This window comes from Carboxylicivirga litoralis (assembly GCF_025499605.1).
GTDB classification, from domain to species: Bacteria; Bacteroidota; Bacteroidia; order Bacteroidales; family Marinilabiliaceae; genus Carboxylicivirga; species Carboxylicivirga litoralis.
Window position 1 is genome coordinate 159,322 of the sequence record NZ_JAFMVC010000008.1, and the last position, 25,632, is coordinate 184,953.

20 protein-coding genes and 1 pseudogene are annotated in these 25,632 nt (G+C 39.5%); 8 read left to right on the top strand and 13 right to left on the bottom strand.

Going from position 1 to position 25,632, the window contains the following annotated elements; genetic code table 11:
• The first annotated feature begins 63 nt into the window (after positions 1–63).
• The 3 genes from J1N10_RS09940 (at position 64) to J1N10_RS09950 (ending at position 4,713) form a co-directional block, all read left to right on the top strand.
• The gene (locus J1N10_RS09940; RefSeq protein ID WP_262326549.1) at positions 64–753 is read left to right on the top strand and encodes a head GIN domain-containing protein; all 690 of its coding nucleotides are present in this window, start codon (positions 64–66) and stop codon (positions 751–753) included.
• A 130-nt stretch (positions 754–883) separates the two neighbouring features.
• Complete coding sequence (locus J1N10_RS09945) at positions 884–2,728, top strand: DUF3857 domain-containing protein (protein ID WP_262326550.1); 1,845 nt, start codon at positions 884–886, stop codon at positions 2,726–2,728.
• Positions 2,729–2,748: 20 nt separating this feature from the next.
• A complete protein-coding gene (locus J1N10_RS09950) occupies positions 2,749–4,713 on the top strand; it encodes a DUF3857 domain-containing protein (RefSeq protein WP_262326551.1) in 1,965 nt (654 codons plus the stop codon).
• Positions 4,714–4,797: 84 nt separating this feature from the next.
• On the opposite strand, the gene J1N10_RS09955 is transcribed toward J1N10_RS09950, so the two are convergent.
• From J1N10_RS09955 to J1N10_RS21305, 10 genes and pseudogenes are all read right to left on the bottom strand, one after another.
• Positions 4,798–5,616, bottom strand: a complete 819-nt coding sequence (locus J1N10_RS09955; protein ID WP_262326552.1) for a CPBP family intramembrane glutamic endopeptidase — start codon at positions 5,614–5,616, stop codon at positions 4,798–4,800.
• Positions 5,617–5,965: 349 nt separating this feature from the next.
• Entirely contained in the window at positions 5,966–8,065 is a 2,100-nt protein-coding gene (gene recG / locus J1N10_RS09960) for an ATP-dependent DNA helicase RecG (RefSeq protein ID WP_262326553.1), read from the bottom strand.
• A 141-nt stretch (positions 8,066–8,206) separates the two neighbouring features.
• The gene (locus J1N10_RS09965; protein WP_262326554.1) at positions 8,207–9,481 is read right to left on the bottom strand and encodes a BatD family protein; all 1,275 of its coding nucleotides are present in this window, start codon (positions 9,479–9,481) and stop codon (positions 8,207–8,209) included.
• Between the two features lie 32 nt (positions 9,482–9,513).
• A complete protein-coding gene (locus J1N10_RS09970; protein WP_262326555.1) occupies positions 9,514–11,262 on the bottom strand; it encodes a VWA domain-containing protein in 1,749 nt (582 codons plus the stop codon).
• On the bottom strand, positions 11,262–12,233 hold the full coding sequence (locus J1N10_RS09975; protein WP_262326556.1) for a VWA domain-containing protein: 972 nt from the start codon (positions 12,231–12,233) through the stop codon (positions 11,262–11,264). Before J1N10_RS09975 ends, J1N10_RS09970 begins: the two co-directional genes overlap by 1 nt.
• Positions 12,226–12,696: a DUF4381 domain-containing protein gene (locus J1N10_RS09980; RefSeq protein ID WP_262326557.1), complete on the bottom strand. Its 471-nt coding sequence runs from the start codon at positions 12,694–12,696 to the stop codon at positions 12,226–12,228. The genes J1N10_RS09975 and J1N10_RS09980 overlap by 8 nt, the downstream gene beginning before the upstream one ends.
• Before the next feature lie 3 nt (positions 12,697–12,699).
• Positions 12,700–13,632: a DUF58 domain-containing protein gene (locus J1N10_RS09985; RefSeq protein ID WP_262326558.1), complete on the bottom strand. Its 933-nt coding sequence runs from the start codon at positions 13,630–13,632 to the stop codon at positions 12,700–12,702.
• Entirely contained in the window at positions 13,632–14,594 is a 963-nt protein-coding gene (locus J1N10_RS09990; RefSeq protein WP_262326559.1) for an AAA family ATPase, read from the bottom strand. The genes J1N10_RS09985 and J1N10_RS09990 overlap by 1 nt, the downstream gene beginning before the upstream one ends.
• Before the next feature lie 89 nt (positions 14,595–14,683).
• Positions 14,684–15,976: pseudogene (locus J1N10_RS09995) on the bottom strand (sulfatase-like hydrolase/transferase); the annotation flags it as partial.
• Between the two features lie 18 nt (positions 15,977–15,994).
• A complete protein-coding gene (locus J1N10_RS21305) occupies positions 15,995–16,198 on the bottom strand; it encodes a hypothetical protein (protein WP_410053441.1) in 204 nt (67 codons plus the stop codon).
• 252 nt (positions 16,199–16,450) lie between these two features.
• Here J1N10_RS21305 and J1N10_RS10000 point away from each other — a divergent pair, with 252 nt between their 5' ends.
• Positions 16,451–17,569 (top strand): hypothetical protein, encoded by a 1,119-nt coding sequence (locus tag J1N10_RS10000; protein ID WP_262326560.1) that lies wholly within the window; start codon positions 16,451–16,453, stop codon positions 17,567–17,569.
• Entirely contained in the window at positions 17,559–18,767 is a 1,209-nt protein-coding gene (locus J1N10_RS10005; protein ID WP_262326561.1) for a tetratricopeptide repeat protein, read from the top strand. Before J1N10_RS10000 ends, J1N10_RS10005 begins: the two co-directional genes overlap by 11 nt.
• A 286-nt stretch (positions 18,768–19,053) precedes the next feature.
• On the opposite strand, the gene J1N10_RS10010 is transcribed toward J1N10_RS10005, so the two are convergent.
• Together J1N10_RS10010 and J1N10_RS10015 are read right to left on the bottom strand one after the other, a co-directional pair.
• Positions 19,054–20,298 carry a hypothetical protein gene (locus tag J1N10_RS10010; RefSeq protein WP_262326562.1) on the bottom strand — a complete coding sequence of 415 codons (1,245 nt, stop codon included), beginning with the start codon at positions 20,296–20,298 and terminating at the stop codon, positions 19,054–19,056.
• A gap of 85 nt (positions 20,299–20,383) precedes the next feature.
• The gene (locus J1N10_RS10015) at positions 20,384–20,818 is read right to left on the bottom strand and encodes an FKBP-type peptidyl-prolyl cis-trans isomerase (RefSeq protein ID WP_262326563.1); all 435 of its coding nucleotides are present in this window, start codon (positions 20,816–20,818) and stop codon (positions 20,384–20,386) included.
• Between the two features lie 87 nt (positions 20,819–20,905).
• On the opposite strand from J1N10_RS10015, the gene J1N10_RS10020 reads away from it, so the two are divergent.
• The 3 genes from J1N10_RS10020 (at position 20,906) to J1N10_RS10030 (ending at position 22,886) form a co-directional block, all read left to right on the top strand.
• Entirely contained in the window at positions 20,906–21,694 is a 789-nt protein-coding gene (locus J1N10_RS10020; protein WP_262326564.1) for an O-methyltransferase, read from the top strand.
• Between the two features lie 73 nt (positions 21,695–21,767).
• Positions 21,768–22,472, top strand: a complete 705-nt coding sequence (locus J1N10_RS10025; RefSeq protein WP_262326565.1) for an ABC transporter ATP-binding protein — start codon at positions 21,768–21,770, stop codon at positions 22,470–22,472.
• Positions 22,473–22,664: 192 nt separating this feature from the next.
• Positions 22,665–22,886, top strand: coding sequence for a DUF2795 domain-containing protein (locus J1N10_RS10030; RefSeq protein WP_143304314.1), 222 nt, complete (start codon positions 22,665–22,667; stop codon positions 22,884–22,886).
• Positions 22,887–22,925: 39 nt separating this feature from the next.
• Here the strand turns inward: J1N10_RS10030 and J1N10_RS10035 are convergent, their stop codons facing one another.
• On the bottom strand, positions 22,926–24,515 hold the full coding sequence (locus J1N10_RS10035; protein ID WP_262326566.1) for an OstA-like protein: 1,590 nt from the start codon (positions 24,513–24,515) through the stop codon (positions 22,926–22,928).
• Between the last annotated feature and the right edge of the window lie 1,117 nt (positions 24,516–25,632).

A 25,632-nucleotide genomic window follows, 5' to 3' on the forward strand; every position in this document is an offset into this window, starting at 1 on the left:
ACCTACATGTAACTATAAAGTTGTTGAAAGCGTCCTATAATCTGAATACATAAACTTAAGTATATGAGAAAGATTACACTTATTGCCCTTATCGTTTGTTTTGCAGGCGTTTTGGTGGCTCAAGAAAAAGAAAAACGCAGCATTGGTGAATTTTCCAGTGTGAGCGTTTCGTCGGGTATTGATTTGTATTTAACCCAATCAAGCGCTGTAGAACTGGAGGTGGAGTGTCGCAAAGATGATCTTCATAGATTGAGAACAGAAGTGGAGGGCAAGACTTTGAAAATATATATGAAGGGTAATAGTAGCTGGAATTGGAATAATAAAACAGTGCCAAAAGTCTATTTGTCGTTCAAGCAATTGGAAAAATTGATAGCTAGTGGCGGTTCTGATATTTACGGACAAAATACCATTGATCAGGAGTATTTAGAAGTTAGTACAAGTGGTGGTGCTGATATTTATGTCGAGGTAAAAACTACTGAGTTGAAACTAACCACTTCGGGAGGTTCGGATCTTAAAATAAAAGGAACAACAGACAAATTAACTGCTTCATCGAGCGGAGGTTCTGATATTAATGCTCGTGAGTTAAAAGCTCAGCGTGTTAAAGTAACCAGTTCGGGAGGATCGGATGCGATTGTATGGGCTGAGAAAGAAATAATGGCTAATGCCAGTGGAGGAAGTGATATTGTTTATTACGGAAACCCTGAAATTAAGCAATTAAACGAGTCGGGTGCTGGCGATATAAGTCATAGATAGTTATAGCGAAAACAGGATTTCTGAGCTGCATCTGTTAGGGTGCAGCTTTTTTTATTATATAAATGCTTTACAAATAAAAGTCGATTATTATGATTTGTAGATAAAAACATTATCTTCATAAAAAAAAATAATGCGCCTATCCCTCTTGCTTTTTTTGCTATTCGTAGTCGTCTCCAGAGTATGTGCCCAATTGCCCGATTGCCAGGTTAATAAATATCACAAGCAAGTTAAACTTGCAGGCAACAAGCTGGTTGAGTATACCGAAATAGAATTGCAGATAAACTCGGCAAAAGGCACTGATTATGCCGAAATTGATATTCCTTTCACCAAGGGCAATAACATTAAAGAACTTGAGGCAGGTATTTATGATTTGACGGGTAAAAAGATTCGTAGCCTGAAGAATAAAGACATCGTGCGAACCAATATGTTTTCCTACGAATCATTCCATAGCGACGATATGAAGTTGTCGTTTGAATTAGTGCACAACCGTTATCCATACGTCATTAAATACAGTTACAAAGAGGATGCGAATGACTATTTGTATATTGCCAACTGGTATCCGCGTTGGTATAAAAAGGCGCCGGTGAAGAAAGCATCGTTAAAGGTTGAATTGCCAACAGACTATCCTATCCGGTTGTATCAGCAGGGACTTGATTCGGCAGTTATTGAGCATCTGCAGGATAAGGTTGCTTATAACTGGAAAGCAGAAGATGTAGAGTATGTTGAACGACAAAAGTTCGGTCCTCAATTAATAGAGTTACAGTCACATGTGGTCATTATTCCTGAATCCTTCAGATATGGCACGGAAGGGAGCACCAAAAGTTGGCAGGATTTTGGGCAGTGGGCGACCGATTTAAAAGCCGGCACCGACTATCTGACAGAGGCAGAAAAGAAGAAAGTAAGGGAGTTAACAAAAAACTGCAGCAACGATCGTGAGAAGATTGACGTGTTGTATAAATACATGCAGAACAATACCCGCTACATTAACGTGTCGTTGGATGTTGGCGGTTTAAAACCGGAATCGGCAACCTATGTATGCAATAATAAATATGGCGATTGCAAAGCTTTAACGAACTACATGTATAGTATGTTGAAAGAAGTTGGTATTCAATCATTGTATACCATGGTATATGCCGATCGCTACCCTGTGCCGGTTAAAACTGATTATCCATCGCAGCAATTTAATCATGTGATTTTGTGTGTGCCTCAGCCAAACGATACCATATGGCTGGAGTGTACTGATAATTCTGCACCTTTTAATTATTTGGGAGCATTTACTCAAAACAGAACGGTGCTTTTAATTGATGGTGATAAAAGTAAACTGGCTAAAACGCCGGCATTAAGTGTTGATGATGTGGCCACTCGTTATTCAACAAAAGTAGTTGTAAATGAGGATGGAAGTCAGAAGATGACAACAGTAGCTAAAGTGAAAGGCCCTGTTTTTGATTATCTGAAAGGGATGAATGATGCCTTACCACAGCGCGATAAAATAGACTACCTGGAAGAGTTGGAGTTGTTTGAACAGGCCGATATTAGAGATTTTGAAATTAAACAAGCCGATAGAGATACAAGGTATCTGACTTTAGGGTTGCAAGCCAACTTAAATGGTATTGTTGAGCCAATTGGTTCGCGTGTGTTGATAAAACCACTACGTACATTTTATTTTAAGCTGGAGAAGCCCGAAAAGCGAACACAGGAACTTCGTTTTGCTTATCCATTTAATGTATGCGATACGATTGAATACGAATTACCTCGTCCTATCGAAAGTGTATCTGGAATAAAAGATGGGAAAATTAACTCAGATTACGGTTATTTTAAGTGCAAAGTGACCTACGAAGGAAACAGGCTTAAAGTGACCCGGCATATTGTAATTAACCCAGGAGTTTATCAGCCGGATGAATACGATGCCTTGTATATGTTTGTCAGGCTTTGTGCCAACAAAGAGCTGCAAAAGCTCATGGTGAAATATCAGTAAAACATCTAATCCATTATTATATGAAAACAATTATCCCATTATTAGTCCTGCTGTTTAGCACAGCAATAAATGGCTTTGCTCAGAAAACGGTGTTTGGTATTCTAAATCCATCGGATGTTGAAATGAAAGAATGTGCTTTTGAAAAAGATGCACCCGCTGTGGTTCTTTTCGATAAAGGTAACTCGTGGTTTGTACATGGCGATGACGGTTTTATTTTAAGGTTTGATCGTCATATCAGGATAAAGGTATTTAGCGAAGCAGGTTTTGAACAAGGTGAAATTGAAATCCCCTTGTTTCATAATGAAAATAATCGCGAGAAAGTAAAGGATATAAAAGCGATGACCTTTAATTTTGAAGAAGGACAGCTGAAAAGAGCGACACTTGATAGTAAGAATGTCTTTACCGAAGACATTAATGAAAACTGGACCTTAAAAAAGTTTGCTATGCCCAATGTGAAAGAGGGCTCAGTCATTGATGTCACCTACTCGGTTTATTCCCCTTTCTTTACCCATTTTAAAGATTGGGAATTTCAAACGGATATACCCACCCTGTATAGCGAATACAAGGTTAGTATGATACCTTTTTATTCGTACCGTTACCGCATGCAGGGAGCCAGCCGAATGGATCATTTTAAAAGCTACGAAAAAAGTGGGTTGGGGAGAACGTTTTCGGGCATTCCCTATAACGATATGGTATATGAATTTGGTTTGAGGAATGTGCCATCGTTTAAAGATGAAAGTTTTATTTCGTCGCGCAACGACTATATAAAAAAGATTGATTTTCAATTGTCGGAGATTAACTATCCATCGGGTTACAAGAAGCAGTTTATGAATACCTGGCCGTCGTTGGCTGAAGAATTGCTGGATTACACCGATTTTGGCAAATACTTGAAAAAAGCCGAAAAATGGGGCAGTAAAACTTTGGCATCGCTATCTTCTAAACCGGAAGAGGAGCGATTGGATACGGTGCTGAACTACATGAAAGAAACCTATAAATGGAATGGTTACTATGGCAAGTATGCCCGCTCTTCCTTCAAGGAATTTAACGAGCAGTTGACCGGTAACTCGGGTAATATAAACCTAAGTACTATTGGTGCTTTACGTGCTGTTGGACTAAAGGCTTCACCGGTTATTATCAGCACGCGCGATAATGGAAAGGTGAGTGATAATTTTCCTTATTCGAACCTTTTTAACTATGTGTTGGTATTGGTTGAGGTGGATGGTAAAAAGCGCCTGGTGGATGCAACGGAAGATATGTGTCCAAACTTCTTAATTCCATCGCGATGCATTAATGGCAAGGGTTTTATTGTAGAGGAAGATAGCGAAGCCTGGGTTACCATATCCAATAGTGCCGCCTCGTTGGAAGAGTTTAATCTGTCGATGGAGCTTGACCTGGAAGCCGGCGAGCTGGAAGGACGTTGCATGGCTAAAAGTACAGGTTACATGGCATTGGCCGAACGCCAGGAATACCACAATGATAAGGAGGATTTTGAAAAGGAATTTGAGAATAAGGGCATTAATATAGTTGATGATATTAGTGTGACTAACCTGACGGATAAAACCTTGCCGTTTAAGTATAATTTCGATTTTACTAAATCATACGACCAGATAGATGAGCAATTAATCATATCGCCATTTGTTAACATTGCCCAAACCGAAAATCCGTTTAAGCAGGAAAAGCGCACCCTGCCAATTGATTTGGTTTACCTGCAAGGTAACCGCTTTATTGCTACCATTAAAATTCCAGAAGGATACAAGGTAGAGGAATTGCCTTCGCCCCGAAAAATTAACTCGGACAACGTGGCCTTTAGCTATATTGCTAAAGTAACCGGTAAGCAAATTCAAATTGTTGCTAATTATAGTTTTAAAAAACGCAATTATCCATCCTCCAGTTATAAAGAGCTGAAAAACTTTATGAACACGGTGACGTCAACCGTTAATTCGAAAATAATACTGGTTAAAGAGGATGATGTAGCGGTGTTGTAGAACTTAGTTATTCGCACGGATGTCATCTTTGTTGCCAATAGGCCAATAAAGATGACATCCGTATTCAAGGGAATGATAGAGCACTTACAGTTCTGGTTGTTTGTTTTCAAAAAGCTCGTTATCTCCAAACTGTCGCTTTAATAAAAGAATACACACAACAGCCACCACAATCGCGCCGCCTGTCACCAATATGGCATTGGTTATACCGCCAAATGACTCGGCAAACGACTGGTCGAGCATGGCTTCTTCGTCCATTAAAAATTTTAAGAAAAAGGAAGTGCCATTAACGGCTGCATGAATAATCATACTGATGCTCAGACTGCGTGTGCGGTAATATACCCAACCGATAAAAGCACCAATCACCAAACCAGTCACAAACTGCCATGGATTCAAGTGCACAAAGCCGAATAAAAACGATGACCAGAAAATAGCCTTAGCCGGACTGTATCGCTTGAGCATACCATCTAAAATAATACCTCTAAAAATAAGTTCTTCAAACAGGGGTGCGGCTATGACCATCATGGCAAAGGCCCCGAAACCATTTAAGCTGGCCAGTTCTTTAAACATCTCCTTAAACAGGTCGGGCATGGGAATAAGGTTCCCAATAGGGTTGACGATGCCAAAAACCAGTCCTAACGCACCGAAAATGATTAATGGCAAAAGTTCCGGACGATTAATGTTTAGTGGATAGTGCTTTAGCTGTGTTTCGTTTTTACGAATAAGGTGAGCAATAAAAAAAGCAACCCCCATGGTTAAAATATAGTAAGTAAGCATCGCATATTCTTTACCCATCACCGGTATCAAAATCATGTTAATAGGTGTGAATAGTATCATGCAAAGAATAGTGATGCCTGTAATGCCCCAGCTTTGAGCCAGGCTGGGATAGATTTTTTGTGTATTCATAGTTTTGTTTTATGTGTTTAAATATAATTTAAATACTCCGTTCCACGTAGCAAAAAATAAACAAAACTGTTCGGCGTAGCGTCACGCTACGTCGTTTATGACAAGGCCTCTGGCCTGTAATGGCCTGCCCGAAGTAGAAATGTTGACTTTAAGTGTAATAATTGTGAAATGATAATTAGGCCGGACGTCTGTAAAAAGGAAACGTAGCGAGACGCTACGCTTAACAGTGGGATGCCAATAAAGATCGCATCCATATTTTTTAATTATCAGCGTTAATCTGCGTCATTTGCGGGAAACGCCATCTCACATCATACATCTCACATCATAAATCCCTACATCCTCACATCCATTAACTAATCATACTCCAGTTCATCTTTTCGCGAGCCAACTTTTTTAGTTGTTTATTAAGTATGAAGTTGTCGTCTTTTTCCAATAAAGGATCATCGGCCAAAATGGCTTCGGCTACCTGGCGGGCAAATTGCAGAATCTGGCCATCGCGACCCAGGTTGGCAATTTTAAGTGTGAATGGTAAGCCCGATTGCTGGGTGCCTTCTAAATCACCAGGGCCACGCAGTTTCAGGTCGGCTTCAGCAATCTCGAATCCATCGGTTGAGCGGGTCATAATATCCATGCGCTTGCGGGTTTCTTCCGACAGCTTGTAACCCGTCATCAAAATGCAATAACTTTGGTCGGCACCACGGCCTACACGGCCACGCAACTGGTGCAGCTGCGACAGGCCAAAACGCTCAGCACTTTCAATCACCATCACCGAGGCGTTGGGCACGTTCACGCCCACTTCAATCACCGTAGTAGAAACCAGTATCTGTGAGCGGTTAGCGGCAAACTCTTGCATCTCGGCATCTTTTTCAACGGGTTTCATTTTGCCATGCACCATGCTCACCTTATAATCGGGGAACACCCGCTGCATGTATTCGTATCCTTCGGCCAGGTTTTTAAAGTCCATCTTCTCCGATTCTTCAATCAGCGGATACACCACATATACCTGCCGGCCTTTGTCCAGTTCGCCTTTAATAAACTTGTTGAGGTTGTTACGTCGGTTATGAAAATAATGTGCTGTTTCTATAGGCTTACGTCCGGGCGGCAATTCATCAATCACCGACACATCCAAATCGCCATAGATGGTCATGGCCAGGGTGCGGGGGATAGGTGTGGCTGTCATCACCAGCACATGTGGGGGTTGTGTATTTTTTTTCCACAACTTGGCGCGTTGTGCCACTCCAAAACGGTGCTGCTCGTCTACTACCACCAAACCAAGGTTGTTGAATACTACTTTATCTTCCAAAAGGGCATGTGTGCCAATCAATACCTGTAGTTCGCCACTTTGCAAGTCCTGGTCAATTCGTTCGCGCTCTTTCTTTTTCGACGAACCGGTCAACAAGGCTACTTTTATGCCTAAGCCTTCCACCATCTCGCTGATGGTTTCGAAATGTTGTGTGGCTAATATTTCTGTGGGTGCCATCAGGCAGGCCTGAAAGCGATTATCCAGAGCAATGAGCATCACCATCAGCGCTACCAGTGTTTTGCCCGAGCCCACATCGCCTTGCAGCAGGCGGTTCATTTGCTTGCCCGAACCCATGTCGCGTCGTATTTCTTTAATAACACGCTTTTGCGCATTGGTCAGTTCAAAAGGTATTTTTTGCGAATAAAAGTTATTCAGATGGTCACCAACTGTGTCAAACAGATGGCCTTTAATGGCTTTCGTGCGTTGGTTGCGTTGGCGCAAAATATTAAGCTGAATATAAAACAGCTCTTCAAACTTCAGTCGCAACTGAGCTTTCTCCAGTATTTGCGCATTGGGTGGAAAATGAATCGCTTTTAGCGACTCATGCAGGTTGAGGAATTTATATTTCTCAATAATACTGGCCGGCAGGCTTTCAGATATCTTCCCCTGAAACGACAAAAACACATTCTGTTGAAGCTTTTGAATCGTTTTGGAGTTCAAAAAGCCTTTTTTCATCTTCTCCGTCGTGTTATAAAAGGCTTGCAGTGCCGATGATATTTTCACCTGCGTATCGTTCACCTTCTCCAGTTCAGGATGCACAATGTTTATCTTCCCGTTAAATGCCGATGGTTTACCAAAAACAATGTATTCGGCCTCGGAGTTGATGCCTTCTTTAACGTATTTATGCCCTTTAAACCAAACCAACTCTAACACTCCCGTTCCATCACTGAAAGTAGCGGTCATGCGACTTTGCCGCCCTGAGCCAACCGTATTGAGAGATGTGAAGCGACCTTTGACCTGTATGTAAGGCAGCTTGGCATTTACCTCTCTTATCTGGTAAAATTTACTGCGATCGACGTATTTGTATGGGAAGTAAAACAGTAAATCCTCGTACGATGCAATCTTCAGCTCCTGCTTGAGTAGTTCAGCTCGCTTGGGACCAACGCCTGGGAGGTAGGTGATATTTTGCATTGAGAGGTCAGACATAGATGCAAAAATAATAATTCCTGTAAATGTTGGGCAGAACAAGCAGCATTTAATAAATCGCCGCCAAGACACGATGAGCACTATGAAAAACTCCGTGTTCCTGGTGTTTTTGTGGTAATGAAATAGCGTGGTTTAGAAACGTTAAGCTGGATTTAGCTCACCTGACTTAATTGAGGAAGTAGTATTATCAAGTTGATTTCTTATCTGTTTAACCATTCGCTTAAACTCTTTTTTGTCGGTGGCTCGAATTTGACCATCAGGATTCGATAAAATAGATTCTAATAGATTTTGTTTTTCTTCAGATAGGAACGAAGAGACTGTTGACGCATGATTGGCACGGCGCACCCTGTCATACCACTGGTATAGATGGTTGATGATGGCTTTGTTTTCTCTTTTGTTAATGGCGGATAGTAACTGTTTAAAATAGAAGGCTTCACTTTGCAAGTAGTGTTGTCGTTGTTTAATAATACGTTTGATAAGCCTAATCAGATGCCGAAGCACATAGATGCTAAAAAGTGATGCAAGAATAAAAGCAAGCGTTTTTTTCCAAGGCAACTCTTTCTTTTCAGCTTTAACAGCAAGGGGGGGATTTAGTGCCTGCAACGAATCTTTAAGACTTTGCATCATGGCTAAATCCGGATTTGGCGCTATCGTAATAGTGTGTGCTTTCAGACTACGTTTGTAAATGCGCTTAGTTCTGGGGTTGTACCAACTAATTTGTTCTTCGGGTATAGTAATGGTTCCTTCTTTTTCAAACAGGTAGGCATATTTCTCAATGCGTAAACCACTTGCTTCGGTATCGTTTCGTCGGTCTTTCAGTTCAACTTTTCGTGGGTAAAGACTTGTGTTATTGGGTTGAGTAGGCTCAAAGGGCGAAATTAATGATGGTAAAGTGCCGCTGGCATATATGTCAATTGTTCGCTCAATGACATCACCCACTTTCAATTGATTCAATGGTTTGTTCCATTTTTCCTCAAGATAAACATCATTAGCCACCATCGTAAGCGATTCATCGTTGGATGAAGGAATAGCATTGACTTTAATGGTCTGCGGACGAGTTCGTATGGACACCGGTACACCTTTGTAATCTCCTTCGGGCGGAGTAGTGGCTGTTATTTCAAGTGGTGGAATAAGAATATCGCCGGTTTCGTATGGAAATACCAGGTAGAAAAAGGTCAAAGTTGCATAGCCTTTGTTATTAATGTAGGTCATGCTGCTTAATGTTCGCGTAAATGGGATGATAAAAGCATTATCAATTTGTAGGTTCGAAAATTGCAATGGTGCTGTGTACCATGTGGATGTATAAACCGAGATGGTGACCTTATAGGCTTGTTTGACAACTCCTTGTCGCGGATTCACTTTCACGCGTGCAAAGGTATCGTGCTGTGCGAAGGTTTGTGCACAGCCCAGTAGCATAATGATTATACAACAATATTTAATCGCAGCTCTCACCATTTTTCTTTTGGTTGCTCAATGTTCTGATAATGCTTTTTGTATTGATAGTTGAATCGTCGTCGCAAAAACTCAGAAGGGTCTTCTGAGATACCTCTCAGCAAAACATTTTGTGGTGTGTCTCCACTTCCTGATTCGAAATTATCGGGTACTTCTTCCAATTCTTTAGCTTTGCGCATGTCGGTTTCTACCTCGTCAGTCACCCGTTTTCCACCTTTAGGCAATTCATCCACTTCGGTATCAGAACTTAATTCTTCATCTTTCGATGATGCTTTGCGTTCTTTTAATGGCTCTTCTTTTTCCTTTTTCTTTTCGGGTAAGGCTATTGGTTGTCCGCTGGCTTTCAGCGAGTCGATAATGCCGATGGTTTTGTGGGTATTATTAATTGCCGTTTCATATTGCTTATTACCTGGTTCTTTTTGAGCTGCCAGCTCAATCGCTTCCAAGGCTTCATCGTACATTCCCATTTGTGCATAGGATAAGCCCAGGTTGTATAAAGAGTTGGCCGAACTATCCTGGGCAAAGGCCTGAGCCGCCGCATCGTAATTGCCGGCTTTGAAGTAGGCCACGCCTTGATGGATTGGCGACTGAAAGGTGTTGCCTGCTGTTTCAAAATTCTTTTGCTCGTATAGTTGTTGGCCTTGGTAATCTTTGGTGTACCATAAGTCATTCCAATTATCAATCTCAGAGCAAGATGATAGGCCAAACGCCAGCCAAATGTAGTTGACCATCCAGCCTTTTCGAAACCAGAAAGGAACTAATACAACCAGTATGATTACCAAAAGAAAGCCCATATCTTTCCATTGTTCTTCGCTGGCGACGTCATCTTCCTGATAATTCAACTTGCTTCTGATTTTTTTTGCCATGAGCTCAACATCCGAATTGTCGAGGGTTAAGGTGTTGATATTTATTTTCGGATGATTTTGCAGTTCAAACAACACGTCGGCATCCAGTTTTGAAATAATAACATGACCTTGCTCGTCTTTAAGTGGATGCTTCCATTTATTTATTGGAATCTGGGCCCCCTGTGCAGTGGCCATGGCTAATATTTCAATTTGATGAGGTGAGTTATCAACAAAACTGGTCAGTGCACTTATGTCTTCTTGTTGAATCACATCACTAACAATTAATAATATGCTTGGCGCTTTAACCTTAGTCAGCGATGAGTCGGCCAGCTGCATTAAATGTTGCAGGTTGGAGCCACGCCTTGGCATTATTCCAGGAAAAATAGATTCGAGGTGATGTTTCACCAGCTTGTAGTCAGAGCACATAGGGACAACCGTGTGCGCGGTGCCGGCATAGGCATATAAACTGACTTTTGAGCCGGGATTAGCTGCCAGCAGATCATTGATTTTGTATTTGGCTCGCTCCAGTCGATTAGGTTGAATATCTTCAGCTAACATCGATAATGAGGCGTCTAAAGCAATCATTAATACGGCTTCGCTTTTAGCACCGGGTACTTCCTGCTTACTCCAGGTTGGTCCGGCCAAGGCCAGAATCCCAATACTCATAATAAGTAAGTAGGAGAGAAGGGGAAAAGTAATAGCCGTACTTTTTTCTTTGGTAATCATAAAAGGTCGCAGTGCCGGAGCAATCACTTTTTGCCATTTGGTATTTTCTTTAAATGAAATAATAACGAGTATGGCAACTAATAAAACAGGTGCAAATCCCCACAGCCATAGTGGACGAAACCAATGGAAGTTTTCGGCATCAAATCGTGCTATTTCATTAAAATACTCTAACATTAGCCTTTAAATAATTTAATAATACCTCTGAAAAATGATAATGCAAATGCCAAACACATTCCAATGGTGAGTGGATAGTGATAGAGCAGGGTGACGGGTTTGTTTTCTTCTTCTTCAAATTCAACTGGCTCCAGTTGATTCAGTGTAATGTATGCTTGCTCTAACTGCTCAGCGTCTTGCGCCAGGAAGTATTGGCCTTCGGCAATATTGGCAATGGAGCGTAAGGTGCTTTCATCCAATCCACTATTGGTGCCTGTGGGTTCGCCAATGCCAATGGTGTATATTTTAACGCTGTCCTGGTGAGCCATGCGGGCTGCATCAGTCGGAAAAATACCGCGACCATCATCTTGTCCATCGGTGAGCAATAACAGAACTTTTTGGTCGAGCGAGTCGCCTTCGAATATTTGTAACGAATAGCCAATAGCTTTACCTATACTGGTCATTTGGCCGGCCATGCCCACATCTGTTTCTTCCAGCATAAACTTAATCACCTCGTGGTCGGTGGTGAGGGGGGCCTGCAGGTAAGCATTAGTGCCAAAGAAGACCAGTGCCAGTCGGTCGCTTTGTCGTTGTTGAATAAATTCACGCATCACTTGTTTAACGCCTTCCCAGCGTGTCACACGTTTACCATCAATAAACCAATCGGTGTTAGCCATGCTAAACGAAATATCAGCTGCAATCACAAAGTTGCGGGCTGTTTTAACCTTCATTTCCGGTTCGCCAACAATTTGGGGAGAAGCTAATGCGGTTAACAAGCTAATCCAGACCAGTGTAAGCAATATCCATTGCATTACGTTACGTTTTGCTATCCAGGCTTTTGATTTCGCTTTTTTGCCACTGGCTTCAATGGTTTGTTGAAATAAAGGGTAGCGAAGCGCTTCTTTACGCTGCTTAAAGGCAGGTAACAGCCAATACAGCAAAAATGGCAGGGGGAAGAGTGCAAAGGCCCATATGTATCCAAACTCAAACATGAACTTTGTGTTTAGTGAACCATAAACATGCAAATTCAATAAATTCATTTCTGCTTTTGAGTGAGCTGATAGAAGGATTATATAGCGCTTGATTAAAGGCTTCAAAATTATAGTCTGCCTCACTATTCATGCTCATCGTAAGAAAATCAAACCATTCAGCACCGTGTAATGAACCAACTCTTAGACGGCCGTATAAGTCTATAGCTGTTATTTTTATTAGTTTGTTGATTTCGTAAATCACAGATAATCCATCACTATCCTTAAGCATCTCAATTTGTTTGATGGCTTGTCGGCGATAAGCATTTCGTCTGTACATTCGGATTTGAAGAGAAACAAAGATGAATATCGCTATAAATAAGCCTGCGGCAACAAAATACCAACCCAGCGTATCAAAGCTATAATTGATTGCTTCCGGTTCGATGAGTTCACCGATGTTGGAATTTTTTAAGGCGTCATTGGTCATTGGTCATTGGTGTTTGAGTTTAGATTTGAATAGGTTTTTCAGTTGCAGTTCAATGCTTTCTTGTGTATTGAGTTGAATGATTGGAATATTGTATTTCAACATTTCATCCGTAAATTGATTTTGATGAGTTTCAATCAGTTCTTTAAATCGATGATTTGTTGTTTGTTTTTGCTGCCATAAAAGTTGTAAATCACCGTCAGATAGAATAAGCTTTTCGTCGGGAAGCTGGTGTTCCATTGCATCCTGTACCTGACATAAAATAACATCATTATGCTTTGAGAGCTGTATAAGTTGTTGTTTGCTTTTGGGGCTAATGTTATAAAAATCGCTGATTATTAAAATTAGATAATCGTGCGAAGTTATGGAGCTGGTTCGTTTCAGTGCATTCTCTAAATGAGGGGTATTTGACGCTACCTTCAATTCATTATTTTGAAATGCTTCACTGTTTTTGACGACTTGTTGTAAATATTGCAAAATAGCTTTACGGCTTCGTTGGGGCCGGAAGAACACAGAGCCAGAGTCGGAGAAAACCAAGCCGCTAAAGCGGTCGCCGTTTTTTAATACTTTAAATGCTGATATGGCTGCTATTTGCGCGGCTATATATGATTTAGTGTAAACTTCCGAACCAAAGAACATGCAGTTGGTCAGGTCGGTTATAACCAAGGCCGGCTTTTCTTTTTCTTCAGTAAATACTTTAGTGTGCGTGGTGCGTGTTCGGGCTGTCACTCTCCAATCGATGTTGCGAATATCATCGCCGGCCACATATTTGCGAGCCTCTTCAAAGTCGAGTCCACGGCCGCGCAGTTTTGAGGCATGCTTGCCCGCCAAAACACTGTGCACTGGTTGCTTTGGAAGTAACGAAAAGCCTGTTGATGCAACCAGATATTCGAGTTTTAACAGATCATTCAGGCTTGGTATGATGTTTTGAGTATCCATTAAACCACTGCTACATTCTTAAGAACTTCATCAATCACCCGATCGCTGTTAATACCTTCGGCTTGCGCTTCGTAGCTTAGTATCAGCCGGTGACGCAGCACGTCATGAATAATCTCTCGTACATCGTCTGGTTGCACATAATCCCTGTTATTCAGCCAGGCAATCACTCGTGAGCAGATATCTAAAGCAATGGTTCCGCGTGGGCTGGCTCCAAAATCTATCCAACGGGCCATTTCTTCGTTATACTTATCTGGGTAACGCGTGGCATTAATTAAATCTACAATGTAATTTTCGATGGCTTCAGAAACCTGAATATCTTGTATCTCTTTTCGTGCCTCAAAAACGATGTCCTGGCTTAAAGATTCATGGCCATTAACCGAATTGCCTTTCGTTTCTTTTCGAATCAATTGTAGAATTTTTGCCTCTGCCTCCTTATCCGGATAATCAATGAGCACCTTCATAATAAAGCGATCCATCTGTGCTTCAGGTAAGGGATAGGTTCCTTCCTGTTCAACAGGGTTTTGTGTTGCCAATACCATAAATAGAGGATCCATTTGATGGGTTTTACCTGCAACCGAAACTTGTCGCTCTTCCATGGCTTCAAGCAGGGCGGCTTGCACTTTGGCAGGAGCACGGTTTATTTCATCAGCCAGAATAAGGTTGCTGAAAATTGGGCCTTGCTGGAAGATGAATTTTTCTTTCAGTTCGGGTTGATAAACTTCAGAACCAGTAATGTCAGATGGTAATAGATCGGGAGTGAATTGTATTCTGCTTAATTCGGCATTTAATTCTTGTGCAAGTGATTTAACGGCTCGTGTTTTTGCTAATCCGGGTAATCCTTCTAAAAGTAAATTGCCATTCGCCAGCAGAGCAATCAGTATTCTTTCAACCAGCTTTTCCTGTCCTATTATCGATTTATTAATTCGCTCTTTTAATTCATTAATAGCGTGCTGAGTCTCCATTTAAAAAGTGTTTAGGGTTTAACTGATTGTTGATAAAAGAATTGGCTATCCTAAGATAGCCAATTCAATTGTATTAACAAATCGTAATATTATTGTGCATTGGGGTGTGCTGTCATTGACTGTACAACCTTATCAACACCTAATGAAGAACCTCTCACTGGTGGAAAATCTTTAAATGTGGCAAGGAATTGTCCAACAACATCTTGTGCCGGCACAAATAGCCACATATTATAAGCAAACCAACGGATGTATAAGGCCGATTTCCATGATACCTCATAAGGGTCGGCACGTAAGTTAATAGCAATAGGCCATGATGGTGTTTTTCTATAGGCTTCATTAATCGATCCTTCCATCAGAGTGAAATGTAGTTTCCAGTCGTTGTAGCGGACCGCATTTAAATTACCACCGGCATCAAAATAAAATATTTCTTTACGCGGGCACTGTTCTTCTTTGCTTTTCCAGAAGTCAAGCATATTGTATCCGTCAAGGTGAATTTTAAATGTTTTATCACCAGCTTTATAGCCTTTTAATAACTTCCCTTTTGCATCTTTTACGCCCGCCGCTGCTAACATAGTAGGTAGCATATCTTCGTGCGAATGAATATCATTATTGATGGTTCCGGGCTCTATTACACCTTTCCATTTAATCATACAAGGCACTCTGAATCCGCCTTCCCAGGTCGTTCCTTTTTCTCCGGCAAATGGTGTTGTTCCTCCATCGGGCCATGTGAATTTTTCAGCACCATTGTCAGTCGAGTACATAATCATGGTATCATCGTAGATACCAAGTTCTTCCAGTTTGGCTAATACACGGCCAATTTGATTGTCATGTTCCACCATACCATCCGGATAAAGACCAATACCTGTTACGCCAACACTTTCTTCTTTAAGGTGTGTCCAAACGTGCATACGTGTGGCACTCAACCAAACAAAGAATGGTTTACCTTCTTTATGGGCTTTTTCTATAAAAGCAATAGCAGCATCTGTAAATTCATCATCAGCCGTTTCCATGCGTTTACGTGTCATAGGTCCTGTATCTTCAACTTTGCCATCGGCATAGGAGTGTAATACACCTCTAGGTCCATATTTTTTATGAAATTCCGGATCTTTAGGATAATAATAAGTTTCCGGCTCCTCTTCTGCGTTTAAGTGATACAGGTTACCAAAGAATTCGTCAAATCCATGATTAGTTGGTAGATGTTCATCGCGGTCGCCAAGGTGATTTTTACCAAACTGTCCGGAGGTATAACCTAGTGGGCGCAGCAATTCTGCGATAGTGGCCTGGCTATCCTGAATCCCTTGTTTAGATCCTGGCATTCCAATGGTTAGCAAGCCTGTTCTGAATGGATGCTGTCCTAAAATAAATGCAGCACGTCCTGCCGTACATGATTGCTGAGCATATCAGTCGGTAAACATGGCTCCTTCTTCGGCCAGTCGGTCAATGTTAGGCGTTTTATAACCCATCATACCGTGGTTATACTTACTAATATTGGCCCAGCCAATATCATCACCCCAAATGACGAGGAAATTTGGCTTTTTGTTTTTTTGCGCATGTGTAAAAGTTGCCATTAACATAATAGCAACAAGAATTAGGAAATTTTTCATTCGTTTAAAAGTTATATGAATACTATGTTAATTAGTATAATCATTTAACGAAAATGATTAGGGATTGTTTATATAAGAGTATTCAATTTCTGAATTATATAATTCAAAATCAACCATTAATCTATTCCGGCACTTTTTATTTGTTGTAATGTGGATATTGGAAATAATAAAATAGTAAAGTGAACTACTTTGCGTATATTTATTCCAATGAAGCATTTAATGTTTTTATTTGATTGATAAAAAACCTTGTCCATGAGAAAAATTTTAACATTAATAGTAGTGTTGCTTTTAACTAAGGGGGTAGGTGCTCAGGTGTTTAGTAATAAGGTAGTTGGTGAGAAACATTCCGAGGAAAGAGATAGTTTGGTTGTTGCTGAATATCCTTATATGTTGCCAATTCTAGGCAAGAAAGTGACACAAATGGGCTTTGATTTGCCCTATTCGGCCGGTTTAAGCATGCAATATGTTTGGCAGGAATCAGATATAGTGATTAATAACCTAAGTATTGGATTTAACAATTCCCAAATGTTTGCATTGGATGAAATAGTTCGGTTTAACAATGCAACGGCGACCACTTCGGGAGTTAACTTCAGGCCTGATGTATGGGTGTTTCCATTCTTAAACGTGTACGGTATTTTTGCTCGTTCGCAGAATACAACAGCCGTAGATTTTGGATTGTATGCTCCAGGAAATTTCTCCATAAATGAAGGCACATTGGAATGGGAGTGGACTTCTGTAATGGAAGCCAAAACGAAGGCTAATTTTGAAGCTACCAGTTTTGGTATTGGAATGACTCCCACCATTGGAGTGGCCGGAGGTTTTTTGGCTTTGGATATGAATTTTACCTGGACCGATATCCCGGAACTTGAGCGTCCAACTCATATTTTTATTTTTGGACCGCGCCTTGGAAAAACATTTCAGTTTAAGAAACCGGAAAGTAACATAGCCATTTGGGTTGGTGGTTTTAGGGTTAGAATGAAATCGGAAACCAGTGGTTCGTTGGCCACAACCGATCTCATGCCAGATTATTATGAAAAAGTAGACAATGGTATTGAAAAGGTTGATCAGGCTTATCAGGCAGTGGAGGATACTTGGAACTCATTACCTTTATCAGAAAGATTAAAGCCTCAAAACATTCTTAAATACGAAGCGGCCAAAAAGTCTCTTGACCTAGCAGGAGGAGTGCTGGATGCAGCCTCTCGTGCCGAATCAGTGCAGTATGATTTGGACAAACGACCTAAGATGATGTGGAATTTTATTATTGGTTCGCAATACCAGTATAATAAGCATTTAATGTTCAGAGGAGAACTTGGTTTTTTAGCAGCTCGAACGCAAGTAATTGCAGGAATACAATACCGCTTTGGATTATAAAATTAACTACCATATTCATACAGACATCAATCATTTAGTAATGATTGGCCTGTTGTTTTTATTGTCATTTAATACTGATGCGCAATGTAATGCCGACTCTTTATTTAGAAAGGAGCATTATCTTTCTGCTTTTGAATGTCTTTCCAATAGTGATTCATCCCTGACCGTTGAACAAAGTTTGCTCAAGGTTGAATTGGCAATGAATTACCACCTGAATTGCCAGTACTATCGTGAGTTTTCATTTGTGGATCTAAGAATAGCAGAGAGCCTGGAAGAATTAAGGCAAAGTAAGGCTTATGGCGCCACTCCGTTTGAATTTTACGTGGATAGTTTCCTGTTAAAATTACAGGATGAAAATCCGGGTGATTATCGTGTGGCAAAAGCTTTAGGTGATTTTTATAATCGTGTTTATTACGATTTTGGCGATAGTTGGGGTGAAAGGGCGGAAGTATTGCTCGAAAAAAGTAATAGCTATTATTTACAGGCTTACGAACATGGCGTATTCGATTATTATAGTTTGTATGCATTGGGATATTATCAATCGCTTTTTCAAAATTATTTTGAAGCACAGAATTGGTTTTTAAAGTCGCTGAATTTGAAACCGGATGCAGCTTTAACAAATTATAGCTTAGCAGTTACTTATTTGTTCGACGGTCTTCCACAAAAAGGCATTCGATATAGCGAACACGCCTTTAAGTTATACACTGATTCGATTGAAAAGTCAGATGCTGCGCGTATTACTGGTATTTTATTTCTAAAGAATCAGGAGGTAGAAACGGCTAATGACTATTTTGAGAAAGCCGATTCGTTGCATGCCAACTATAGGCCCAACCAAATGTATTTGTTAAAAACCTCCTTACTTCTGGAAAATGATTCGGCCTGTATTGAATTAGGGACCGGGATAATATTAGATGCTCCTTATTCTCCCGAAGTGCCTGAAGAATTTAATAGCATGTTTTTACAAGAAGATAAAGCAGAACTGTTAGGCTCAATATACAAAAATAGCCTCGATGCTTTAGCCGATAATTATGAGGCTTGTGGAAACATCCGTTTTCATTATGGAAAATTGCTTTTTAAAGCAGGCCAAAAACGAAAAGCCAAGCGGATGATTAAGGATTCCAAAACGGATTTTGAGAAGGTATTTGACAACACGCACCAGGTATTTGATGCTATTGAGCAAACCCTTGACAGGCTTTGAAAAGCGTGAGTAAAGCTGCGAATTAGGGTGGTTTTGATATAAATGATGATAAGTATCATTTATTTTTAAGCTTTTTACACAAAAAAATACATTTTAGCTATTGAACTCTCAAATAAAATGATAGTTTTACATCGGTTTAAAAAACAACCGTAACCAATGGCACCATTGGGTTACCTGCAACGGGAGGTAATTTTTTCGCATCGTATGAGTGCGATAATATCTGAGAGATGCAAATAGAATTTGTCGTAATTCTTAAATTTTCCAACTAAGCTTCTCTCAGATTTTTTTATTCATCAAATCCTGGTCGAACAAATGCTCTTGCTTCAGGAATATATTCTTCCAATTCTGTTCTTAATTTCGATAGATGCTTTAATAGGTTAAGGATGCTATCTTCTTTTGATGGGATAGACATCATAATATTTTCCCAGGCACTGATGCATTCATCTATTGCAATTAATGCAATTTTAGCAGAACCTTTAGCGTCATAATGGTCTGTTTCACTGTTTTCATTGTTGAGCATTCCATTAATAGCACGGTTTACTTTGGCTGGTATAAATAATTGAAACCAGGTGATGGTTTCCGTATCTTTTCCAATCCCAGACTCTGATTGGGCTACAATTCTGCTTTCCAGCTCCATTTGATTGGACTCCAGCCAGCGTTTAATTTTTTCGGCATATGATTCGGCTTGTTTTTCCAAATCGTGTTTGGGTTTGGGTTCACAAGTTAAGTCATCTAACTCGGTTAATGCCTCATCTATATTGATGCCTTTCTTAGTTAATTCTTCTTCAAGAATTTCGGTTGTGGCTTTTAAAATTACTTTTAGTTGTTTCTCACTTTCTGTCTTATCGGTTTGGTGCAGGTTATCGATTTCAGCATTTAGTGCATGCGAACTGCACCTATCGGTAAAAGCACATAAGTTACAACGTCCGTCACAATAATTATGAATACCAGCTATGTAATGATCCAACTTGGGTGCTTTCATCAGATATTTGACCTTGTCAATATCTGCTCGCATTGTAGCTTCTTCCTCAGCTGAATAATCTGGCAGTAGGCTAGTAAAATCAACCTGACCTTTATTTAGATGGTGATCGCTGTCTTTATCACCTTTAAAACTTTGGCATACGTTACAATGTCCTGGAAAAGGACAATTGTTTTCGTCAAATTTACAGGTTTCAATCTGTACAATTCCTTGTTGACAGTGCACATGCTTTGAACTCCAGTGATCGATGATGAATTGATATTTAACTTCATCGGTTACCTGCTCGGGAAACATAAATTCCCAATTATACGCCAAAAGCAAGCTTTCAATTGCTTTGAGTAGGGTTGTTGTTTGTTTTTCTGATAGTTTATTGGCCGAAGGGAAATTATATTTATCAATACCAACAATGTTTGAAATCATTTCAGGCTTTCCTTGCAAAAAATCTTCTGCAAAATGCTGTTCAACTTCTAAGTCATGGTGGTCGATGGGTGGAGTGGCTTTATTTAGTGACTCCTCAATAAGTTCTAATAGTTGTTGGATATATGAATTCATTCAGGTTGTTCTGTTCTAGTAGTTTTCTTTCTAGCTAAACAACTACTGGTAAAAAGTGTTTAATGGCCAATGAAAAGAAATTTCTTTAATCGTATATTTCAATAAGTGAAACATCGAAGATAGTGAGGGCATAAGGACCAATTCTACCTCCCGAACCTTTTTTACCCCATCCAAGTTCAGGCGGGATGTAAAATTTATAACGACTTCCAACAGACATCAATTGAAGACCTTCGGCATAGCCTTCTATGGTTTCTTCCAAACTAAATTCAAGTGGTGTGGCATCTTTATAAGTGTCATCAAGCATTTTGCCGCCCAAAAGCATAGCACGCTGATGAACTTTTACAGTTGAATCAGTATTAGGTTTCGCTCCTGTCGTTTGTTTGATGATTTCATATTGAAGTCCGGATGCTGTTTCATAGATGCCATCCTTATTTCGGTTTTGTGTTAAAAACTCTTCCGATTTTTTTCTGTTTTGGCCAGCAGATCCACTATTTTGCTTTTTACCTTTGCCTTTTGCCATATAATATATAGTTTGGCGCAAATATAAGTGCTTTCGTATAATTGTTGAAAAAGCACTTTGGGTTTACTTTCAATTAAGTTGCTTCTAATGAATTGGTTTCAAATAAAAAGTTATTTAAAATATTTGCTTAAGGCTCGATATAAAAAAGGTTACGGATTGCATAGTCCTTTTGTATTCAATTTGGTACGTGAGGTTTTTTATTGTGAGCATAAATATTACGCATTCGATGAGGTTAAAGATTATTGTGAGAAATTAAAACACTCAGACATAATTATAGAACCTGTAGACTACGGTGCCGGTAGTGTCAACTTTCGTAAAAATACGCGTAAAGTATCTGCTATGGTTTCAAAATCATCGATATCGAATAAATATGGAGAGTTATTATTTCGCATATTAGTGCAGGAGAACCCAAAAACGATTTTGGAACTTGGTACATCGGTTGGTGTAAGTTCATTGTATTTTTCATTGTCTGACAAACGCCGTAACGTATATACAATTGAAGGATGTGCCAATACGGCCCAGGTAGCAAAAACAACATTTGAGGAAATGGGATGCACTAATGTCAACCAAATAGTAGGACAGTTTCAGGATGTTTTACCAGATTTGTGCACGCAACTAAAGCAACTCGACTTTGTATTTTTTGATGGTCATCATGATAAAGTGGCGACACTCAATTACTTTAATAACTGCTTACCTTATGCGGCTAACGATTCTGTTTTTGTATTTGATGATATTCATTGGTCGAAAGGAATGGAAGAGGCCTGGGAGATTATTTCGTCTCACCCCAAGGTGACCGTTTCGATAGATTTATTTCAATTAGGCATTGTGTTTTTTAAAAAAGAATGTCAAAAGCAACATTTCGTTGTGCGTTATTAACTTTTAATCCTTACTTAAAAAGTTATATTTGTAATAATTAGCTTAACACCTAACAAAGAAAATACTTGCGCAGATGAGTAATCAGGTTATAGAAATTAACGACATAAAGAAGTTTTATCAGGTTGGAACCGAGGTTGTGAAAGCGCTTCAAGGCGTATCGCTTACAATTGACAAGGGCGAGTATGTTGCCATAATGGGGCCATCTGGTTCAGGTAAATCAACTTTGATGAATATTATTGGCGCACTTGATACCCCAACTGGTGGCAAATACGTTTTGAATGGAACCGATGTTAGCCATTTAACAGATGATAACCTGGCTGAAATAAGGAATAAGGAAATTGGGTTTGTTTTTCAAACCTTTAATCTTCTACCCCGATATTCAGGTTTAGAAAACGCTATGTTACCTTTGATATATGCTGGAGTTTCGAAGAATGAACGACTTGCACGTGGTGAAGCCGTTATGGAAAGTGTAGGATTAACCGACAGGATGCATCACCGGCCAAATGAAATGTCGGGAGGACAGCGACAACGTGTAGCAGTTGCTCGTGCGTTAATCAATGATCCGTCTATTATTTTGGCCGATGAGCCAACGGGTAATCTTGATTCAAAAACATCCGTCGATATCATGCGCTTGTTTGGTGAAATTCATTCGCAAGGCAATACAATAATATTAGTAACGCACGAGGAGGATATTGCACAACATGCCCATCGAATAATCCGTTTGCGCGATGGATTAATTGAATCTGATTTAATTAACGAAACTGTAATGGCCTTGTAAGGACAGATAATGATATAATAACTGTTTAGGTTTAAATCTTTTTTAGCCCGGATTTTTAATCGTTAATCAAACATTTTTCCGGTTGAGAAAATTCCATTGAATACGAAGTTGTTTGATTGGAATTTTTTTTTATATTCGCAGATAAGTAAAACAAGAAATAACACAATTTTATTAATGTTAAATTGAGTTGCTATGTATTGGACACTCGAACTTGCCTCTAAACTAGAAGATGCGCCATGGCCAGCTTCAAAGGATGAATTGATTGATTTTGCAATTCGTTCAGGTGCACCTCTCGAAGTAATCGAGAATCTTCAGGAAATAGAGGATGAAGGGGAAGTTTTTGAAAGTATTGAGGATATCTGGCCAGATTATCCAAGTAAAGAAGACTTCTTTTTCAATGAAGATGAATATTAAGAGAGCAAAAAAAAGGGGCGTAAGCCCCTTTTTTATTTCTTAATTGTTCGTATCACCAAATTGGTAATCATCGAAGTTGTCTTCTAAAGCTTTTAATTTTGGCATTTCTACATGTTTAAATATATCCCACCTGTTTTTGGGTCTTATGGATTCTAGCCACACAAACCCTTTTAATTTAACATCCTCATCAGGTAGGAAGTAGGGTGGATTTAAATTGCCATTAGGTTCAGTTTTTAATGTGATGCCAGTAATTTTTCTATCTTTTAAAAAGATGCTCAGTGAACTACTCTCTGCGCGATTTACGCCAATAACCACTTCTTTATCTTTGGGATAATAGATGGTTTGGCCATTGCCATCCACATCAATGCGGTATAGTTGGTTGTTTTTAATGTAACCGATCATGTTTCGGCCCTTAATCTGGTTGAAACTTAGACTGTCTTCCGGGGCTACAATAAAGGCAGAATTATTTAATTCGGCTTTGTATAGGGCATTGTTTCTGCTGTAGAGTTTAATTGTCTGAGCCGTCATCTGATTGCCTTGTGCCCATATAACAGGTGTGTTATAAAAGGTATTGGTCGAGTCGCGCATGTCATAAACCATGGAGTCGCAGCGCCCTTGCATATCTTTTCTGAAGAACTTTACATTGTAATAAGCTTTTACCAAGCGGCTTTGTTCTTCTGGAAGAGGAATGGCCTGTAAGGTGTCAGCATGAAGGTAGAGTGTATCGTTTTGATAGATTTGTAAGAGTTGTGCTTTTTTAGTTGCCAGAGCATATTGACTAAGTTCGTTGTAAAATCCATAGTCGCCCGCAATTATCATATTATTAGTCGTATCGTGCAGTTCAAAGTTTTGATAAGCTTCGCCCAGTCCTTCACGACGATTATAATAGATTGTATCTCCTTTTAGGAGATTTTCTTTTCCCTGGACATAGCTTTGAGTTTCCCCTTTAAATAACTGGGCTTTGTCATTCATGGTATCGTAAGCTCCATTTTCACTGTAGATTAAGTTGTTGTCGCTATGGATGAATGTGGGGCCAAGAATGCTAGCTACTTCCGTTACTGTGTGGTACTTTAAAGTATCAGAGAAAATGGTGTAGCGTGGGTTATGAACCACCACTGAGTCTTTAAAATGAACTTCGCTCAAATTAGGGTAATAATATCCGAAGTCACTTATTAGTGTGTTTTGTCCGCTTAATACTTCGCCACCATTAAAATAATAGCCAAAGTTATTGACGCGGTCATAATCCAGAAATTCAGTTAATACAGTTACGTCTTTTTTCTGAATCCTTACATTATCTCTAACTCGGGCAATTCCTTCTTTGCCACTATAAGTTAAGTAATCGCCATACAAATGGATGGAGTCGTTTTGTATAATATGGATATTATTAAAAGCTTCAATGTAACTTGAATCTTTATAGCTATAATGATAGGCGCTATCACAATACATCAATGTGTTTTGGTGTTTAAGCCTGACATTGCCAATCAATAACTTAACATTCTTTCCTTTATCGGGTCTGCCATATAAGACGTCGGTGTGTAGTATCTTAACTATGTTCTTCTTTTGGGAATATGTATTGCTACTAATTCCAATCGACATTAGAAGTAATATAGATAGAAGTTTTATCTGCATTCTGTCTGTTATTATTTGAAGGGTGTAAAGTTGCTAAAAAATATGCTTTAATTAAAGTTGTATCCACTGAGATGGTTGATTTGTAGAGTCACAAAATATATCAATAGTTTATTTATAGACCGTTACCTTGTTTAATGCACGTAATTTAAATACTATAATATTTGTAAAATTTTGAATAGGCTAATAGCTAAGATGAATTTGTAGCGCCTTTAATATTAAGCTCCCACCGGGAGCCTTTTTCATATTCCTTTCTTCACCCCACCATTCTCCCCTCGATATTACAACCCCACACTTTCATCACAGTCAACACATATTTAAGCCATATTAAAGTCAACCAGACTCGAATTTAATATGAGTTTAGTATGACTTTACTATGACTTTAGTTTGAGTTTGCTTATGTTCAGGTACGATTCAGCTCCTACGCAGTGGCCTATTTCACCATCAAACAACAAGCCGTCAATTTTCTTCAAAAAATAATTACGTTCCAATCGTCACCAAATCAACTCCTAAGCTACAGCGAAGGAAAAAGGCCTTAAAAAACTTTGTCTTACGATTTGGTTCTTCCAAAAATACTCCCTTATTTTGCACCCGCTTTTGAGAACAACGGTTCATCTAAAAAGCAAGGGTGGTAAGGGTTTCGGTGCTTATTGCTACGTAATGAAAGAGGTAATTTGGATTGAAAACAATCGAGGTTATTGACAAGGCGGGTCAGGTATACTAACTTGCATTTCGCTGTCAAAACCAACTCGAATTTTTTTCAAAAATAGTTTTGGAAATTAGAAATAAAAACCTTTATCTTTGCAGCCGCAAAAACAACAAGGGTTGTGGTTACTGAGCGAAGTCGAAGTGAGTAACGGCGAGGTGTTGAAAGGGGTTTTTATTGAGAGTTTAGTCTTGAATTTGATGTTTTAAGTCTCGAATTTTTTTTCTAAAAAACTTGAAAAAACATTTGGATTGAAACTTTAAAAGTTGTTACCTTTGCAGCCGCTTCTCGAACGAGGGGAGTTAAAAAATACTGAAAGACAAGTGGTGAAACACTTGATTTTACACTGAGCGTAAGGCTCAAGAAGTTCTTTGAAAATATTGGATAGTACCTATTTTAAACGATAAAATAGAA